Source organism: Cryobacterium arcticum (assembly GCF_003185895.1).
Lineage (GTDB): Bacteria > Actinomycetota > Actinomycetes > Actinomycetales > Microbacteriaceae > Cryobacterium > Cryobacterium arcticum.
Genome location: NZ_QHLY01000012.1, coordinates 1910205 through 1926942, shown reverse-complemented (window position 1 = coordinate 1926942; position 16738 = coordinate 1910205). Strand labels below are relative to the sequence as shown.

General features: G+C 66.8%; 18 protein-coding genes. 14 read left to right on the top strand and 4 right to left on the bottom strand.

Annotated features, from left to right (window positions below; all coding sequences use genetic code 11):
- The first annotated feature begins 15 nt into the window (after positions 1-15).
- The 10 genes from ptsP to rplQ all read left to right on the top strand — a co-directional run bounded on the left by ptsP (position 16) and on the right by rplQ (position 8075).
- Positions 16-1737, top strand: a complete 1722-nt coding sequence (ptsP, locus tag CTB96_RS18825; RefSeq protein ID WP_110128298.1) for a phosphoenolpyruvate--protein phosphotransferase — start codon at positions 16-18, stop codon at positions 1735-1737.
- The gene (locus CTB96_RS18820; RefSeq protein ID WP_110128297.1) at positions 1734-3197 is read left to right on the top strand and encodes a PTS mannitol transporter subunit IIBC; all 1464 of its coding nucleotides are present in this window, start codon (positions 1734-1736) and stop codon (positions 3195-3197) included. Before ptsP ends, CTB96_RS18820 begins: the two co-directional genes overlap by 4 nt.
- Positions 3197-3637, top strand: coding sequence for a PTS mannitol transporter subunit IIA (locus tag CTB96_RS18815; protein ID WP_110128296.1), 441 nt, complete (start codon positions 3197-3199; stop codon positions 3635-3637). Before CTB96_RS18820 ends, CTB96_RS18815 begins: the two co-directional genes overlap by 1 nt.
- Complete coding sequence (locus tag CTB96_RS18810) at positions 3634-4785, top strand: mannitol-1-phosphate 5-dehydrogenase (RefSeq protein WP_110128295.1); 1152 nt, start codon at positions 3634-3636, stop codon at positions 4783-4785. Before CTB96_RS18815 ends, CTB96_RS18810 begins: the two co-directional genes overlap by 4 nt.
- Positions 4786-4959: 174 nt before the next feature.
- The gene (gene infA, locus CTB96_RS18805; RefSeq protein ID WP_022883252.1) at positions 4960-5181 is read left to right on the top strand and encodes a translation initiation factor IF-1; all 222 of its coding nucleotides are present in this window, start codon (positions 4960-4962) and stop codon (positions 5179-5181) included.
- A gap of 67 nt (positions 5182-5248) precedes the next feature.
- Positions 5249-5362, top strand: a complete 114-nt coding sequence (gene rpmJ, locus CTB96_RS18800) for a 50S ribosomal protein L36 (protein WP_035834639.1) — start codon at positions 5249-5251, stop codon at positions 5360-5362.
- Positions 5363-5536: 174 nt separating this feature from the next.
- Positions 5537-5911, top strand: coding sequence for a 30S ribosomal protein S13 (gene rpsM / locus CTB96_RS18795; protein WP_066597575.1), 375 nt, complete (start codon positions 5537-5539; stop codon positions 5909-5911).
- Between the two features lie 43 nt (positions 5912-5954).
- Positions 5955-6353 (top strand): 30S ribosomal protein S11, encoded by a 399-nt coding sequence (gene rpsK / locus CTB96_RS18790; protein WP_055821293.1) that lies wholly within the window; start codon positions 5955-5957, stop codon positions 6351-6353.
- Positions 6354-6520: 167 nt separating this feature from the next.
- Positions 6521-7510 carry a DNA-directed RNA polymerase subunit alpha gene (locus CTB96_RS18785; RefSeq protein WP_110128294.1) on the top strand — a complete coding sequence of 330 codons (990 nt, stop codon included), beginning with the start codon at positions 6521-6523 and terminating at the stop codon, positions 7508-7510.
- Between the two features lie 52 nt (positions 7511-7562).
- The gene (gene rplQ, locus CTB96_RS18780; RefSeq protein ID WP_110128293.1) at positions 7563-8075 is read left to right on the top strand and encodes a 50S ribosomal protein L17; all 513 of its coding nucleotides are present in this window, start codon (positions 7563-7565) and stop codon (positions 8073-8075) included.
- A 214-nt stretch (positions 8076-8289) separates the two neighbouring features.
- Here the strand turns inward: rplQ and CTB96_RS18775 are convergent, their stop codons facing one another.
- Both CTB96_RS18775 and CTB96_RS18770 read right to left on the bottom strand, forming a co-directional pair.
- Positions 8290-8853 (bottom strand): RAD23 family protein, encoded by a 564-nt coding sequence (locus CTB96_RS18775; RefSeq protein ID WP_146215858.1) that lies wholly within the window; start codon positions 8851-8853, stop codon positions 8290-8292.
- Positions 8854-9087: 234 nt separating this feature from the next.
- The gene (locus tag CTB96_RS18770) at positions 9088-11091 is read right to left on the bottom strand and encodes an acyltransferase family protein (protein WP_110128291.1); all 2004 of its coding nucleotides are present in this window, start codon (positions 11089-11091) and stop codon (positions 9088-9090) included.
- A gap of 134 nt (positions 11092-11225) precedes the next feature.
- Between CTB96_RS18770 and truA the strand changes: the two genes are divergently transcribed.
- From truA to glmM, 4 genes are all read left to right on the top strand, one after another.
- Positions 11226-12140 carry a tRNA pseudouridine(38-40) synthase TruA gene (gene truA / locus CTB96_RS18765; RefSeq protein WP_427846510.1) on the top strand — a complete coding sequence of 305 codons (915 nt, stop codon included), beginning with the start codon at positions 11226-11228 and terminating at the stop codon, positions 12138-12140.
- A 189-nt stretch (positions 12141-12329) separates the two neighbouring features.
- Positions 12330-12776, top strand: a complete 447-nt coding sequence (gene rplM, locus CTB96_RS18760; RefSeq protein ID WP_110128290.1) for a 50S ribosomal protein L13 — start codon at positions 12330-12332, stop codon at positions 12774-12776.
- 50 nt (positions 12777-12826) lie between these two features.
- Complete coding sequence (rpsI, locus tag CTB96_RS18755) at positions 12827-13312, top strand: 30S ribosomal protein S9 (RefSeq protein WP_110128289.1); 486 nt, start codon at positions 12827-12829, stop codon at positions 13310-13312.
- A gap of 24 nt (positions 13313-13336) precedes the next feature.
- Positions 13337-14710, top strand: a complete 1374-nt coding sequence (gene glmM, locus CTB96_RS18750) for a phosphoglucosamine mutase (RefSeq protein ID WP_110128288.1) — start codon at positions 13337-13339, stop codon at positions 14708-14710.
- A gap of 315 nt (positions 14711-15025) precedes the next feature.
- On the opposite strand, the gene CTB96_RS18745 is transcribed toward glmM, so the two are convergent.
- Both CTB96_RS18745 and CTB96_RS18740 read right to left on the bottom strand, forming a co-directional pair.
- Positions 15026-15937, bottom strand: a complete 912-nt coding sequence (locus tag CTB96_RS18745) for a glucose 1-dehydrogenase (RefSeq protein WP_110128287.1) — start codon at positions 15935-15937, stop codon at positions 15026-15028.
- A 106-nt stretch (positions 15938-16043) separates the two neighbouring features.
- Positions 16044-16634: a GNAT family N-acetyltransferase gene (locus tag CTB96_RS18740; protein ID WP_110128286.1), complete on the bottom strand. Its 591-nt coding sequence runs from the start codon at positions 16632-16634 to the stop codon at positions 16044-16046.
- Between the last annotated feature and the right edge of the window lie 104 nt (positions 16635-16738).

The window sequence follows — 16738 nt, the reverse complement described above, 5'->3', positions numbered from 1 at the left end:
AACGGAGCAGCTCAGATGATGGAATTGCAGGGAATCGGAATCGGCCAGGGAGTGGCCATCGGACGCGTGCTGCGCATGCCCGAACCCCTCCCCGAGCCCGCTGACACCCGCAGCACCCTCGACCCGGCCGCCGAACTGGCCCGGGCGACGGCCTCGATGCACACCGTGGCCGAAGACCTCGAGGCACGAGGCGTTCGCGCCGGCGGCACCGCGCAGGAGGTGCTCGAGGCCCAGGCCATGATGGCCGAGGACCCCACCCTCGTCGAGGAAGTCACCGCCCGGCTGCACAAGCACCAGACGGCCGAACGGGCCGTGTTCGAAGCCTTCGCCGCGTTCCGCGACCAGCTGCTCGCCATGGGCGGCTACCTCGGTGAGCGTGCCGCCGACCTCGACGACGTGGCGCAGCGGGTCATCTCCGACCTCGGCGGCTTCCCCGCCCCCGGCGTGCCCGACCCGGCCGAACCCTTCGTGCTCGTCGCCCGCGACCTCGCTCCGGCTGACACCGCCCTGCTCAACCTGGAGAAGGTGCTCGGCCTCATCACCATCGACGGCGGACCCACCTCGCACACCGCCATCCTGGCTCGCGAGAAGTCCATCGTGGCCATCGTGGGCACCCACGCCGCCTTGCAGCTGGCCGATGGCGACGAAGTCATCATCGACGCCGCCAACGGCATCGTGCTGGTGGCCCCCACAGACAAGCAGCTCGCCGAGGCCCGTGCCCGCATCCTGGCCCGCGCCGCCCGCGCTCTCGCCCCGATCGGCCCCGGCGCGCTCAAGGACGGCACTCGCGTGCCACTCCTGGCCAACCTCGGCTCCGCGGATGGCGCGGCCAAGGCCGTCGCCCTCGGCGCCGAAGGGGTGGGACTGTTCCGCACCGAGTTCCTCTTCCTGGATTCCACCTCCGCACCGACCGTCACGCAGCAGCGAGAGCAGTACGAGCGGATGCTGCGCGAATTCCCCGGCCAGAAGGTCGTGGTGCGCGCACTCGACGCCGGCGCCGACAAGCCCCTCGCCTTCCTCAACGACGCCGACGAGGAGAACCCGGCCCTGGGCCTGCGCGGCCTGCGGGCCCTCCGCGCCAGCGAAGACATCCTCCGAGAGCAGCTCACCGCCCTCGCCGAAGCCGACGCGGCCACAGAGGCCGACCTCTGGGTGATGGCACCGATGGTGTCCACCGTGGAAGAGACTCACTATTTCACCGACCTCGCCCACGAGCTCGGCCTCCAGACCGCCGGCGTCATGATCGAGGTGCCGAGCGCGGCGCTGATGGCCAACCTGATCCTGGAATACGCCGACTTCGCGTCCATCGGAACCAACGACCTCACCCAGTACACCCTCGCGGCCGACCGCATGCTCGGTTCCGTCGCCGGTTTCCAGGACCCGTGGCACCCCGCCGTGCTTCGTCTGGTGGGGGAGGTCGGCGCCGCCGGCCGGGCTCACAACAAGCCCGTCGGCGTCTGCGGTGAGGCCGCGGCCGACCCGCTGCTCGCCGTGGTGCTCGTCGGTCTCGGCGCCACCACCCTGTCGATGTCGGCTTCGGCCCTCGCCGACGTTCGGGCCTCCCTGGCCGACTTCACACTTGAGCAGGCTCGGCACCTCGCCGAAGTTGCTCTGAAAGCCGACGGCGCAGCATCCGCTCGCGCCGCGGCAACCGCAATCGCACACAGTTACACCAGCACCACTGGCGGCACGGCCCCTACCGTGCTCACAACCCCCGAGAGAGGTATACAGAAATGACAACGACGTCTGTCACCGAGAAGAAGGGCGCGAGGGTCCACGTTCAGGCCTTCGGTACCTTCCTGAGCGGCATGATCATGCCCAACATCGCGGCGTTCATCGCGTGGGGCATCATCACCGCATTCTTCATCCCCACCGGCTGGACCCCGAACGAGACCCTGAGCTCGCTCGTGGACCCGATGATCTTGTACCTACTCCCGTTGCTGATCGCCAACACCGGCGGCCGGATGGTCTACGGCACCCGCGGTGGCGTGATCGCCTCGATCGCCACCATGGGTGTCATCGTCGGCAGCTCGATCCCGATGTTCATCGGCGCCATGATTGTCGGCCCGCTGTCCGCCTGGATCCTGATGAAGGTCGACAAGATCTGGGCCGGCAAGATCAAGCCCGGCTTCGAGATGCTGGTGGACAACTTCTCCGCCGGTATCCTCGGCTTCGCCCTGGCCCTGGGTGCGTTCTTCGGAATCGCCCCGCTGGTAACCGGCCTCAGCTCGTTCCTTGAGTCCGTCGTGGACTGGCTGATCACCAACGGCCTGCTGCCGATCGCGTCGATCTTCATCGAACCGGGCAAGATCCTCTTCCTCAACAACGCCATCAACCATGGCGTGCTCACCCCCATCGGTGTGCAGCAGGTGCAGGAGAGCGGCAAGTCCATCCTGTTCCTGCTCGAGGCGAACCCCGGCCCCGGCCTGGGCATCCTGCTCGCGTTCTCGTTCTTCGGCGTCGGCCTGGCCCGCGCGAGTGCACCCGGCGCGATCATCATCCAGTTCCTCGGTGGCATCCACGAGATCTACTTCCCCTACGTGCTGATGAAGCCGATGATGCTGCTCGCCGCCATCGGTGGTGGCATGACCGGTGTTGCCGTGAACGTCGCCTTCCAGACCGGCCTGCGCGCACCCGCCTCGCCCGGCAGCATCCTGGCCGTGTTGGCTCAGACCCCCGGCACCGACTTCGTCGGCGTCATCCTCTCGGTAGTCGCCTCCGCCGGTGTGTCGTTCGCGATCGGTGCGGTCATCCTCCGCGCCAGCCGCAAGAAGGACCTCGCCGCTGAGAACGACAACGAACTGGCCGCGGCCATCGCCAAGACCGAGGCCAACAAGGGCAAGTCCAGCTCCGTGCTGAGCAACCTCGGCGCCTCGGCCGCCACCGGACACGCTGTGAAGAACATCGTCTTCGCTTGCGACGCCGGCATGGGATCGAGCGCCATGGGCGCATCGGTACTGCGCAACAAGATCAAGAAGGCCGGCATCGAAGGGGTTACGGTGACCAACCAGGCCATCGCGAACCTTGACGGAACCGCCGACCTCGTCATCACGCACCAGGACCTCACGGACCGGGCGCGCGGCAAGAGCCCGAAGTCCATCCACGTATCGGTGGAGAACTTCATGAACAGCCCGAAGTACGACGAGGTCGTTTCCTCGCTGCAGACCGAGGGCGCAAGCGAGGAAGTGACCAAGTAATGACCCAGGAAATTCTGGAACAGCAGAACGTGGTGGCCGCGGGTGCGGCCACCACGCGGGACGACGCAATCCGTGAGGCCGGCGCACTGCTGGTCGCCGCCGGAGCGGTCACGCAGGAGTACGTCGACTCGATGTTCGAGCGCGAGAACTCTGTCTCGACCTACATGGGCAACTTCCTGGCGATCCCGCACGGCACCAACGACGCGAAGGAATCGATCAAGCGATCGGCTCTCTCGCTCGTTCGCTACGCGGAGCCGATCGACTGGGACGGGCAGCCCGTCAAGTTCGCGGTCGGCATCGCCGGCCTGAACAACGAACACCTGGAGATCCTCTCCAAGATCGCCATCGTCTTCTCGGACGAAGACGAAGTACAGAAATTGATTGAAGCCGGCACGGCGGAAGACATCTTCGCCCTGCTCGAGGAGGTAAACGCAGAATGAAAGCCATTCACTTCGGCGCGGGCAACATCGGCCGCGGCTTCGTAGGTCTCCTGCTCCACGAGGCCGGTTATGAGGTTGTCTTCGCCGATGTGAATGCTCCTCTCATTGAGGAGTTGCAGCAGGCGCCCTCGTACACGGTGCATGAAGCGGGGGAGACGCCCACCGACAAGGTGGTCGACAACTTCCGCGCTCTCAACAGCGCCACCCACGAGGCCGACCTGATCGAAGAGATCGCCACGGCCGACGCTGTCACCACAGCCGTCGGCCCCACGGTGCTGCGGTTCGTGGCTCCGGTCATCGCGGCGGGCCTCGCCCGCCGCGATCCCGGGCTGCCGCCGCTGGCCGTGATGGCCTGCGAGAACGCGATCAACGCCACCGACGTGCTCGCCGAGCAGGTCTGGGCGAACGTTCCAGAGGGTGACCGTGCGGCGCTGACGAGCCGGGTGGCCTTCGCCAACACGGCCGTCGACCGCATCGTTCCCGGGCAGGCCGCGGATGCCGGCATCGACGTCACCGTCGAGGCGTTCTACGAGTGGGTCATCGAAAGCCCCGCTTTCGGCGGCACCCCGCCCGTGATCCCCGGCGCCACGTTCGTGGAGGACCTCGCGCCCTACATCGAACGCAAGCTCTTCACGGTGAACACCGGCCACGCCACGGTCGCCTACCTCGGCACCCAGGCCGGCGTCTCCAAGCTCTCCGAAGCCCTGCTGGTGCCCTCGGTCGCCGACGGCGCCCGCCGGGTGCTCGAAGAGACCAGCGCCTTGCTGGTGGCCAAGCACGGCCTCGACGAAGCCACCCAGCGCGCCTACCGGGAGAAGATCCTGGGCCGGTTCGCCAACCCGTCGCTGCCCGACACGGTCGAGCGCGTCGGCCGTCAGCCGCTGCGCAAGCTCAGCCGGCACGAGCGTTTCATCGGCCCGGCCGCTGAGATCGCCGAACGGGGCACCCGCCCGGTGGCGCTGCTCGAGGCCATCGGAGCGGCCCTCCGCTTCGACGTGGCCGACGACGAACAGAGCGTCGAACTCCAGCGGATGCTCGGAGCCGACTCGGCCGAGACCATCGTGGCCGAGGTCTGCGGGCTCGATGCGACGCATCCGCTCTATGCCGATGTGCTCGAGGTCGTGCGCGGAGCCGTTCGCGCCTCCTGAACCTCTTAATCCCTCGGCCGCACAGATGCGGCCGGGGGATTATAGGCATGAATTGCCAAATGGCAATCACATAGCATAGGATAAATCCTTGGTGTCTAGCACTGCCTTTGTGGGCGTGTCTAGCTGCCACAATCCACGCACGACCAGCAACCAATACATTAGCGATAGTGAGTTATGGCCAAAAAAGACGGTGTCATCGAGATCGAGGGCGCAGTAGTCGAAGCTCTTCCCAATGCGATGTTTCGCGTTGAGTTGACCAACGGCCACAAAGTTCTTGCCCACATTTCGGGCAAGATGCGTCAGCACTACATCCGCATCCTCCCCGAGGACCGCGTGATCGTGGAACTGAGCCCTTACGACCTGACCCGCGGTCGGATCGTCTACCGCTACAAGTAAACGTTGCTGTAAGTAACGGCCCGCGGCATCCCGAGGGTACGAAGACAGCGATTACAAGGACACACCCATGAAGGTCAAGCCCAGCGTCAAGAAGATCTGTGACAAGTGCAAGGTCATCCGCCGTAACGGCAACGTGATGGTCATCTGCGAGAACCCGCGTCACAAGCAGCGTCAGGGCTAGGTTTCGACTTCAGGGCACGACCCGGCGACAGCCGGTGTCGAGCTTGTCGGAACAGAGCAGTACTACAACTAAATACATAGCAGTACCGGGAACCCTTCGGGGTGACACCATCGGTCGGAGGCCGATGCACAGGTGCTGTTACAGACCTCCACTCATCCCACAGGAGAAGCCACAATGGCACGTCTAGCCGGCGTAGACATTCCGCGCGATAAGCGCGTGGAAGTTGCACTTACTTACATTTTCGGTGTTGGCCGTACGAGGGCACTCAAGACCCTCGCCGACGTCGAGATCGATGGAAACATTCGCGTCAAGGACCTGACCGACGAGCAGCTCGTCCAGCTCCGCGACTACATCGAAGGAACCTTCAAGATCGAGGGTGACCTTCGCCGTGAAATCGCCGCTGACATCCGCCGCAAGGTTGAGATCGGTAGCTACGAAGGTATTCGTCACCGCAAGGGCCTGCCCGTTCGCGGCCAGCGCACCAAGACCAACGCTCGCACCCGCAAGGGCCCGAAGCGCACCGTAGCCGGCAAGAAGAAGGCGCGCTAGGCCTTCGCCTAGCCCGTCTCGCCTTTAGGATTCAGGAGAAATCATGGCAGCACCCAAGTCGGCCGTACGGAAGCCGCGTAAGAAAGAAAAGAAGAACATTGCTGTGGGCCAGGCTCACATCAAGTCCACGTTCAACAACACCATCGTGTCGATCACTGACACCACCGGTGCGGTCATCAGCTGGGCATCCTCAGGTGGAGTCGGCTTCAAGGGTTCGCGCAAGTCGACCCCGTTCGCCGCTCAGCTTGCCGCCGAGTCGGCTGCCCGCCAGGCGCAGGAACACGGCATGAAGAAGGTTGACGTCTTCGTCAAGGGACCGGGCTCAGGCCGCGAAACGGCTATCCGTTCGCTGCAGGCTGCAGGCCTCGAAGTTGGCTCGATCAACGACGTGACCCCCCAGGCCCACAACGGCTGCCGTCCCCCGAAGCGCCGCCGCGTTTAATTCCTTTCAGTGACAGGCGTCTGGGCTTGTTCGGGTCGAAAGATCCGGGCAGGCTCACTCGCCGTTCACCGCGACAGGGCTGCTTCAGCGGCTCCCGTCGAGTCTCACAATTTCACAACTCGCCAACAAGTGTCATATAGCGGACACTTCGCCGAAAGGAATCAATAGTGCTTATCGCACAGCGCCCCACGCTCACCGAAGAGAACATTTCGGAGTTCCGGTCCCGGTTCGTCATCGAACCCCTCGAGCCCGGCTTCGGCTACACCCTCGGTAACTCGATGCGTCGCACCCTGCTTTCCTCGATTCCCGGCGCTGCTGTCACCAGCATCCGTATCGATGGAGTGCTCCACGAGTTCAGCACCGTTCCCGGTGTGAAGGAAGATGTCACTGAGATCATCCTGAACATCAAGGGACTCGTCATCTCGAGCGAGCACGACGAGCCGATCACCGCGTACCTGCGCAAGCAGGGTGCCGGCCAGGTCACCGCCGCCGACATCTCGGCTCCGGCCGGCGTGGAGGTTCACAACCCCGAGCTCGTCATCGCCACCCTGAACGACAAGGCGAAGTTCGAACTCGAGCTGACCATCGAGCGTGGCCGTGGCTACGTGTCGGCTACCCAGAACCGCAACGAGTACTCAGAGGCCGGCCAGATTCCGGTCGACTCGATCTACTCGCCGGTTCTCAAGGTGACCTACCGTGTCGAGGCAACTCGTGCCGGTGAGCGCACTGACTTCGACCGCCTCGTCGTTGACGTGGAGACGAAGTCGGCCATCTCGCCCCGCGATGCCATCGCATCCGCTGGTCGCACCCTGACCGAGCTGTTCGGTCTGGCTCGCGAACTGAACACCGCCGCAGAGGGCATTGAGATCGGCCCCGCGCCGGTTGACGCCGTTCTCTCGACCGAGCTGTCCGTACCGATCGAAGACCTCGACCTGTCGGTTCGCTCGTACAACTGCCTCAAGCGCGAAGGCATCAACAACGTCAGCGAACTGGTCGCCCTCTCGGAGACCCAGCTGATGAACATCCGCAACTTCGGTCAGAAGTCGGTGGATGAGGTCAAGGACAAGCTCGTTGAGCTTGGCCTGTCGCTCAAGGACTCTGTGCCCGGCTTTGACGGTGCGCACTTCTACAGCGGTTACGACGAAGAAACCATCTAAGGCCCGTCGTTCCTCGACTGCCTTTCGACTTTGATACTGGAGATTACCGATAATGCCTAAGCCCACTAAGGGAGCCCGTCTCGGTGGCGGACCGGCGCACGAGCGCCTCATGCTCGCGAACCTGGCTGCTGCCCTGTTCACCCACAAGTCCATCAAGACGACCGAGACGCGCGCCAAGCGCCTGCGTCCGGTTGCCGAGCGCCTGGTGACTTTCGCCAAGCGTGGCGACCTGCACGCTCGTCGTCGCGTTCTCGCGACGATCGGCGACAAGACCGTCGTGCACGAGCTCTTCACCGAGATCGCGCCCCAGGTTGCGCTTCGCGATGGCGGCTACACCCGCATCACCAAGCTCGGCTTCCGCAAGGGCGACAACGCCTCCATGGTGCAGATGGAGCTCGTTCTCGAGCCCGTTTCGCCCAAGGTGAAGTCGAACAAGGCCTCCGCGAAGGCGTCCGCGCCCGTCGTGGAAGAGACCGTCGTTGAAGAGGCACCCGAGGCCGAGGTCGTAGAGACCGAAGCCGTCGAGGCCGACGCTGCCGAGGCTCCCGTTGAGGAAGCCAAGTAGCACCAGCTTCAACTAGTGTGACCCGAAAGGGCCCGACTCCGGTCGGGCCCTTTTTGTGTGCCTGGTGTGCCGGTGGCTGATTCACTGGTCGAGCTTGTCGAGACCCGGTGACGAGTCTCCGGACCGTTGTTGCGGCTCCGGGGTTCGACCTGCGGGGTCTCGACAGGCTCGACCAGCGGACGGCTGGACCCACGGAGCGCTGGGTCGATCGGAATCAGCCGAGCAGCGCCTTCACCGAGCTGAAGTAGTCGGAGTAGCTGGCGTAGTACGTTGTACCGCCGAGGTGCACCACCGCGGGCAGGTAGTTGGGGTCGTGGTCGGCCGGGGCCTGCAGCACGCCTTCGCGAGGAGCATCCGTTTGGGTCCAGCCGTCGTCGATCAGCTGCTGGCGCTGGGCGGCCCAGGCGTCGTCGGATTGCTCGGCCTGGGCGTACCAGACGCGCACATCGCCGCCGCCGCGGGTCCAGTAGCAGCCGAAGCCCTCGTCCATGAGCGACTGCATGGTGTCGTCCAGCACGTAGATGTCCGGGTTCAGGGTCAGCCCTTCGGACTCCAGGGCGGCGTACTCGTCGTCCGTCAGGATGGTGTCGCAGCTGGCCACCACGGCGTCCGTTGGAGTAGCGGATGCGGTGGGAGATGCCGTCGGAGCCACCGTCGGGTTCGCGGTGCCGGTGATCGCCGGGGTCGGCGCGGCCGACGACGTTGGAGCCGCAACGGCGGAGCATCCCGACAGCGTGAGAACGATGACAGCAACTGTGGTGACTACGCATCGTCTCATGCCCTCAACCTAGTTGAGTGACTCCGCGGAGCACGCTCTGGGGCCCACGAGCCACCGGAAGCGGGCAGCCGGTAACGGCCCGCACCGTGCGGGGACGCCCGGCCGGCGGAGCGGTGGAGGGGCTAGCGGGGCCGTCTCGGGCGTGGCGGCGCCCCGTCTGGCTCAATGAGCCCGCTATAGCGGGCTCAGCGGGCCAGAGGTGTAGCAGCGACGAGAGCGGGGGAGGGCCTAGCGCTACGGGGCGCGGAAGGCCTGCATGGTGTCGGCGCCGGGTGCGCGGTTCAGCGGGGCGCCGGCCAGGCCGTCCAGGGCGGTGGCCACGGTGTCGGCATAGATCGCGCCCCCGGTGGGGCCGGGGTGGATGCCGTCGTCGGCGAGCACGTCCACGTGCGGGGCTATCGCGTCGTGCCAATCGGCCAGGGCCACGCGGCTGCGGTGGGCGGCGAAGTCGGCCAGTTCGGCGTTCACTCCGTCGGTCCAGTCCCGGTCGGCGAACGCGTTCACCACGACGAGCTCACGGCCTGGGCCGATCACGCGCATGATCGCGGCCAGGTCGGCCTCGGAGATCTGGCCGTTCGTGCCCAGCCCCACCACGACGATGTCGCGCAGCGTGCCGGCCTGCCGTTGGGCCGCCAGAATATCGGGCGCGGCCCGCATGCCGCGGGAGACCGCGGCGTCGATGGCGATGCCCGGAAACTCATCCTGCAGTTCGGGCGCAGAGGCCAGCATCACCGAGTCGCCGACCGCGGTGATGGTGGAGCCGCGGGTGACCCGGGCGGCCTCCCCGGCGGCTTGTGCCGCGGCATCCTTCGCAGCCTGAGCCGCTGCCGCCTTCTCGGCACGCGCCAGCGCCAGCTGGCCCCGCAGCACCTCCGCCTGGGCGGTGGTGAGCGTTGGCGCCAGAACGACGGATGCCGCCGTGCCGGCCACGAGGGCGAGGGTGACGACGCCCGCAATTGCCAGGAGGGCGATCGGGCGGCGTCGCGAGCGGGAGAGCCCCGCCGTGCCCAGGACCCGGGCGCGCAGCAGGCGGATGGAGGCGCGCAGGCCGGTGCGGCGGATGGGCAGCTCGAGCCACCGGTAGGAGGCCGCCGCAATGGCGACGGTGAGGCCGAGGGTGAGCAGCCCGGTCGCGATGAGGCCGGCGGCGTCTCGGCCGAACGGAGCCACGAGTTGCACGAGCACCAGCAGGGGCCAGTGCCAAAGGTAGAGGCCATAGGAGCGTTCGCCGAGGTAGCGCAGGGGAGTGACGTCGAGCATCCGCCCGAACCGGCCACCGGCCACACCCGCCCAGATCACCACGGCGGCGAGCAGGCTCACCACGGCCAGGCCGCCCCGGTAGGTGAGAGTGCCCGCATTGGGCAGCCAGATCGCGGCGGCGAGGAGGCCGACAACGGCGACGATGCCCCAACTCGGACGGCTGACGGCGAGGGCGCGCTGCACAGGCGTGGTCGGCGAAAGCGCCGTGACGGCGCCGGCGGATGCTGCCGGCGTTACCGGTGCGCCTGGGACGGTTGTGGCGCGCAGCAGCAAGGCCAACGCGGCGCCGATCAGCAGCCCGAAACTGTGCGTGTCTGAGCCGTAGTACACGCGGGTGGGGTCGGCTCCGGGCACGAAGGCCAGGCCCATCCACACCGCGGAGGACGCGGCGAGCACCGCCACCAGGACGAGCCGCAGACGCGGGCGACGCACCAGGAGCAGCAGCAGAAGCAGCAACGGCCAGACCAGGTAGAACTGTTCCTCTACGGCCAGTGACCACAGGTTGCGGAAGAGCTCAGGAGTGCCGGCGCCGAAATAGCTGGTGTCGGAACCGAGGGACACCCAGTTGTAACTGAAGGTGGCGGCACCGAGCATCTTCCAGCCCAAGCCCACCAGCACGTCGCCGCCAATCAGCCAGGCGGCCGTGCAGCAGACCAGGATCAGCGGTACCAGCGCCGGCAGCAGCCGCCGCGCCCGGTGGCGCCAGAACCGGCCCGGTGAGAACCGGCCGGTGCGGTCGTGTTCGGCCACGATCAGGCCGGTGATGAGGAACCCGCTGATGACGAAGAAGATGTCCACGCCGATGAATCCGCCCCCCAGAACGGGTGGGAACAGGTGGAACACCAGCACCAGGGTCACGGCCAGGCCGCGCAACCCGTCGAGTCCGCTCAACCGGCGGGCGGGCCCGGCCGGAGGGGTGCCGCCAGCGGAGACAGCGGTGGCCGGGGAGCTGGGCTGTGGGGGTGAGAAACGGGTCATAACGGGTGCGGGGCCGGTGACGGCCCGTTCAACGATAACCCGGCCCGGCCCCTACACTGACGTCTGTGAGTTTTCCCGAGCCTGTTGACAGCACCCTCCCGTCAGTGCCGGCAGAGCTCAACCCGGATGGCGCGCTGGCCGAGCCGAGCGATTCGCTGCCCCCGGCCGGTTCCACCCGCATCCGCCTCGACGTGGCGTACGACGGCACCGACTTCTTCGGCTGGGCCACCCAGCCGGGTTTCCGCACCGTGCAGGGCCAGATCGAAGAGGGCCTCAGCTCCATCCTCAAGCGGCACCAGCCCACCCCCTCGCTCGTGGTCGCCGGCCGCACCGACTCCGGCGTGCACGCGCTGGGCCAGGTGGCGCACTTCGACCTCAACCCCGACCAGGTGCACAGCCTGGTGCGGGTCAAACGCGGCAAGGGCAAGCCCAAACGGCCCACCGACCTGGCGACGATGGTGCAGCGCCGGCTCGGCGGCATCCTGGTCACCCAGCCCGAGATCGTGATCCGCCGTGCCACCCTGGCCCCGCCCGGCTTCGACGCCCGGTTCTCCGCCCTGTGGCGCCGTTACGAGTACCGCATCTCCGACACCCTGGCGCTGCGTGACCCGTTGCAGCGGATGCGCACCACCTGGCACGGTTTCGCGCTCGACGTTGACGCGATGCAGGCCGCCGCCTCCACCCTGATCGGGCTGCACGACTTCGCCACGTACTGCAAACCGCGCCCCGGCGCCACGACCATCCGCACCCTGCAGTCCTTCGACTGGCGACGCGACCCCGACGGGGTGCTCGTAGCCACCCTGCAGGCGGATGCGTTCTGCCACTCGATGGTGCGCGCCCTGGTCGGCGCCTGCGTGTCGGTGGGGGAGGGCAGGCTGGCCGGGGACCGGCTGGTGGACCTGCGGATCGAACGGGCCCGCACCAGCGAGTTCAAGGTGATGCAGGCGCATGGCCTCACCCTGATGGAGGTGGGCTATCCCGAAGATGCCGGCCTGGCCATCCGCGCCGCCCAGACGCGCGCCCGCCGCGAACTGCCCGAAGACGAGTAGCCGGCGCCCTGCGGATTGCCCGCAGGAGTTGTGCCGGGGCCCGGTCGTGAACTAGTGTTGCTCTTTGGTGTCTGAGCGTTGCAGCCAGGCACACGAACGTGAGCCCTCCATCGATCGTGTTCTCTTCGAGAACACACCCGGAGCGGGATTCACGAACACCTCCGTTCGAAACAAGAAAGCAGCACAACAGTGACGCGCACTTACACTCCCAAGGCAAGCGAACTCCAGCACGACTGGGTCGTTATCGATGCCACCGACATCATTCTGGGTCGGCTCGCCAGCCACGCCGCGATTCTTCTTCGCGGCAAGCACAAGGCGACCTTCTCCCCCCACATGGATGGTGGCGACTTCGTCATCATCATCAACGCCGAGAAGATTGCCCTCACCGGCAAGAAGCTCGACCTCAAGATGGCGTACCGCCACTCCGGTTACCCGGGCGGCCTCACGGCCACGAACTACTCGGAGATGCTCGAGAAGCACCCCACCCGTGCGGTAGAAAAGGCGATTCGCGGCATGCTGCCGAAGAACTCGCTCGGCCGTGCACAGCTGCTGAAGCTCAAGGTCTACGCAGGCCCCGAGCACCCGCACGCTGCGCAGCAGCCCAAGCCGTACACCCTCAGCCAGGTCGCTCAGTAGCGTCGGCCCCCGACTTCTCGATATCTAAGAAAAAAAGGATTCACACCATCGTGGCGAAGATCGCAGACCAGATTGACGCAGCCCCCGAGAGCTACTCCACCGAGACTCCCGCTGAAGCTGCAACCAAGGCGCCTCGCGCCGTACTGAACGTTCCCGGCGCAGCCGTCGGCCGTCGCAAGCAGGCCATCGCCCGCGTGCGCATCGTCCCCGGCTCCGGCACCATCACGGTCAACGGGCGCGAGCTCACCGACTACTTCCCGAACAAGCTGCACCAGCAGCTGATCAACGACCCGTTCAAGGTCCTCGACCTTCTCGGCAGCTACGACGTCATCGCCCGCATCACCGGTGGTGGCCCGTCCGGCCAGGCCGGCGCCCTGCGCCTCGGCATCGCCCGCTCGCTGAACCAGGTCGACGAAGAGAACAACCGCGCCATCCTGAAGAAGGCCGGCTTCCTCAACCGTGACGCTCGCGTCAAGGAGCGCAAGAAGGCCGGACTCAAGAAGGCCCGTAAGGCGCCGCAGTTCTCGAAGCGCTAACCCGTTAGTCGAGTTCACACTCATATGGCTCGACTATTCGGCACGGACGGCGTCCGGGGCCTGGCTAACCGTGATCTCACGGCTGGCCTGGCCCTGGGCCTTGCCCAGGCGAGTGCAGTAGTACTCACCCAGGGCCGCCGCGCAGAACAGCGTCGTGCGCAGGGCCGCCGCCCCGTCGCCGTTGTTGCTCGCGACCCTCGTATTTCCGGTGAATTCATCACCTCCGCCGTTGCAGCAGGCCTCGCCAGCTCCGGTGTCGACGTGTTGGATGCTGGTGTCATCCCGACTCCGGCCGCCGCGTTCCTGATCGCCGATATCGGCGCTGACTTCGGCGTGATGATCTCCGCCTCGCACAACCCCGCCCCCGACAACGGCATCAAGTTCTTCGCCTTCGGTGGCACCAAACTTCCCGACGAGGTCGAGGACCGCATCGAGGCCGTTCTGGCCGGCGAGAAACTCCTCACCCCGATCGGCGGCGACGTCGGCCGCATCCGTCGTTTCGCCGACGCAGAGGACCGCTACGTCGTGCATCTGCTCGGCACCCTGCCGCACCGGCTCGACGGCATCCACGTGGTGCTCGACTGCGCCCACGGCGCGGCGGCCGGCGTGTCTCCGCAGGTCTTCACGGATGCCGGCGCCCGCGTCACCGTGATCGGAGCCGACCCCGACGGCCTCAACATCAATGACGGGGTGGGCTCGACCCACCTCGACAACCTCGCCCGCGCTGTGCTCGAGCACGGCGCCGACGTGGGGATCGCCCATGACGGCGACGCCGACCGCTGCCTGGCCGTGGACCGCGACGGCAACATCGTCGACGGGGACCAGATCATGGCGATCCTGGCCGTGTCGATGGCGGACCGCGGGGTGCTCAAGAACCGCACCCTGGTCGCCACCGTGATGAGCAACCTGGGCCTGAAGAAGGCCATGGCGGCCAACGGCATCTCGATGATCGAGTCCAAGGTCGGCGACCGCTACGTACTCGAGGAACTCGACGCGCACGGGCTCTCGCTCGGCGGCGAGCAGAGCGGCCACGTCATCATGACGAAGTTCGCCACCACCGGCGACGGCATCCTCACCGGCCTGCACCTCGTGGCCGAGATGGCCCGCACCGGCAAGACCCTGGCCGAGCTGGCCAGCGTGATGACGGTGTTCCCGCAGATCCTGGTGAACGTGCGCGGCGTCGACCACCACGCCCTCGCCGGTGACGAGGTCATCGCCCAGGCCGTGCGCGACGCCGAAGCCGAACTCGGCGACACCGGCCGGGTGCTGTTGCGCCCCTCCGGCACCGAGCCGATGGTGCGGGTGATGGTGGAAGCCGCCGACCAGCCCACCGCCGACCGGCTGGCGCACGCGCTGGCCGAGGTCGTGCAGGCCCGCCTGGCCCTGCCCGTCGCCTAAGCACACGCCGCTCGCGCGACTCGGCTCGTGGGATCTCGACAGGCTCGATCGCCGGATGGGTCGCGCCGGGCTCGCCCGTCGCGTCGGTTGATTTTGCCGAGACCTAGTGACCCCGTCTGAGCTCGTTCCCGTCTCGTCGGTCGAGCTTGTCGAGACCCGGTACGGGTTGTCGCGTACTCGTTCGGCTCGCGGGATCTCGACAAGCTCGATCGCCGGATGGGTCGCGCTGGTCTCGGCGGTTGCGTTGGTTCAGCCCTGGAAGCAAGAAAAACGGGCGGCCAGGAGAACCTGACCGCCCGCATCCGTCGTCGTGCGCTACGGCGTGGGCATGCCGCCATTCACGTTGAGGGTCTCCCCGATCACATAACTGGACTCACCGGACGCCAGGAACACGTAGGCCGGTGCGAGCTCGGCGGGCTGGCCTGGGCGACCGAGCGGGGTCTGCTCGCCGAACTCGGGCAGTTCCTCGGTCGGCTGTCCGCCCGCGGTTTGCAGCGGGGTCCAGATCGGGCCGGGTGCCACAGCGTTGACCCGGATACCTTTGGGGGCGAGCTGCTGGCCGAGCGCCTTGGTGAACGCGTTGATGGTGGCCTTGGTCGAGGCGTAGTCGACGAGGTTCTCCGAGGGGGAGTACGCCTGGATCGACGTGGTGTTGATGATGCTCGAGCCGGGCTTGAGGTGCGGCAGCGCGGCCTTGGTGAGCCAGAACATCGCGTAAACATTGGTCTTGAAGGTCTCGTCGAATTGCTCGTCGCTGAGCTCCAGCAGGTCCTCCACGTGCTGCTGCTTGCCGGCGTTGTTCACCAGGATGTCGAGCCCGCCGAGTCCGTCGACGGCGCTGCTGATGATCTTGCGGCAAAGGGCCGCGTCGGTCAGGTCGCCGGGCAGCGCGACCGCGGTGCGTCCGGCCTCCTCGATGAGCGTGACGATCTTCTTGGCGTCCTCTTCCTCCTCGGGGAGGTAAGAGATGGCGACATCCGCCCCTTCGCGGGCGAACGCGATGGCCACGGCGGCGCCGATGCCGGAGTCGCCTCCGGTGACGAGAGCCCTGCGTCCGGTGAGGCGCCCGGAGCCGCGGTAGGAGGTCTCCCCGCGGTCAGCGGTCTCGTTCAGCTTGGCGTCCAGTCCCGCGCCGTCCTGGGACTGCGCGGTGGTGTCGATGTCGGCGTACTTCTTGGACGGGTCTTCGAAGGTGTACTGGTCAGAGGACAATGGTGTACCTTTCATCGGTCGTCGGCGTGCCTTCGCCTGGGGACGGCAGACACGACCAAACAAGCCTAGAACCGCCGGTCTGGGCGCCTCCTAGGAAAATTCTGACGGTTCGTGACGAACGTCAGTTTGTGCCGTCCCGTCCGCCGGACGGGTCGGCGAGGGCGTCTCCGGCGGGCTTTCCGACGGCGGGCAGACGGTACCGCACATGACGGCGAAGGGGCGATCCGAGCGCGAGCCGGGGGTGATCGAACTCATCGACGGGCTGCATCCCGAGCCGCTCCATCACCCGCCGGGAACGGATGTTTACCACGGAGGTGATCGAGTTCACCTCGGTCAGCCCCACGGTGTCGAAGCCGAACCGCAGGGCGGCTGTGGCCGCTTCGGTGGCGAAGCCGTGGCCCCACGCCGCTCGGGCCAGCCGCCACCCCACTTCGACGCCGCCTGAGCCCGGAATTCCCTCGGGCATGGGGGCGAGACCGGTGAATCCGATGAACTCGCCGGTGTCCTGACGCTCAAGTGCCCACAGACCGTAGCCGTACAGGTCGAACAGCGCGTCGGCGCGTGCAGCGAGGCCGTCACTCTGCACGCGGTCAAGCGGGGCCGGGAAGAATCGCATCACCTCGGCATCCGTCGTGAGCCGCGCGAACGGGTCACGGTCGCTGTCGACCCAGCGCCGCAGAAGAAGCCGCTTCGTGCGCACCTCGAAGTCCATGGCTCCACCGTAGCCGGGCGGAGTCATTCGCCGGGGCCGCCGCACAACTGTTGCCCGTGCGGACTTTTGCGCCCGGCGCACCGGACGCAGAAGTCCGTTTCGGG

Excerpts from the sequence above, each read along its gene's own strand:
- ptsP (WP_110128298.1), top strand. The coding sequence starts at position 16 with ATGATGGAATTGCAGGGAATCGGAATCGGCCAGGGAGTGGCCATCGGA.
- CTB96_RS18820 (WP_110128297.1), top strand. The coding sequence starts at position 1,734 with ATGACAACGACGTCTGTCACCGAGAAGAAGGGCGCGAGGGTCCACGTT.
- CTB96_RS18815 (WP_110128296.1), top strand. The coding sequence starts at position 3,197 with ATGACCCAGGAAATTCTGGAACAGCAGAACGTGGTGGCCGCGGGTGCG.
- CTB96_RS18810 (WP_110128295.1), top strand. The coding sequence starts at position 3,634 with ATGAAAGCCATTCACTTCGGCGCGGGCAACATCGGCCGCGGCTTCGTA.
- infA (WP_022883252.1), top strand. The coding sequence starts at position 4,960 with ATGGCCAAAAAAGACGGTGTCATCGAGATCGAGGGCGCAGTAGTCGAA.
- rpmJ (WP_035834639.1), top strand. The coding sequence starts at position 5,249 with ATGAAGGTCAAGCCCAGCGTCAAGAAGATCTGTGACAAGTGCAAGGTC.
- rpsM (WP_066597575.1), top strand. The coding sequence starts at position 5,537 with ATGGCACGTCTAGCCGGCGTAGACATTCCGCGCGATAAGCGCGTGGAA.
- rpsK (WP_055821293.1), top strand. The coding sequence starts at position 5,955 with ATGGCAGCACCCAAGTCGGCCGTACGGAAGCCGCGTAAGAAAGAAAAG.
- rplQ (WP_110128293.1), top strand. The coding sequence starts at position 7,563 with ATGCCTAAGCCCACTAAGGGAGCCCGTCTCGGTGGCGGACCGGCGCAC.
- CTB96_RS18775 (WP_146215858.1), bottom strand. The coding sequence starts at position 8,853 with ATGAGACGATGCGTAGTCACCACAGTTGCTGTCATCGTTCTCACGCTG.
- CTB96_RS18770 (WP_110128291.1), bottom strand. The coding sequence starts at position 11,091 with ATGACCCGTTTCTCACCCCCACAGCCCAGCTCCCCGGCCACCGCTGTC.
- glmM (WP_110128288.1), top strand. The coding sequence starts at position 13,337 with ATGGCTCGACTATTCGGCACGGACGGCGTCCGGGGCCTGGCTAACCGT.
- CTB96_RS18745 (WP_110128287.1), bottom strand. The coding sequence starts at position 15,937 with ATGAAAGGTACACCATTGTCCTCTGACCAGTACACCTTCGAAGACCCG.
- CTB96_RS18740 (WP_110128286.1), bottom strand. The coding sequence starts at position 16,634 with ATGGACTTCGAGGTGCGCACGAAGCGGCTTCTTCTGCGGCGCTGGGTC.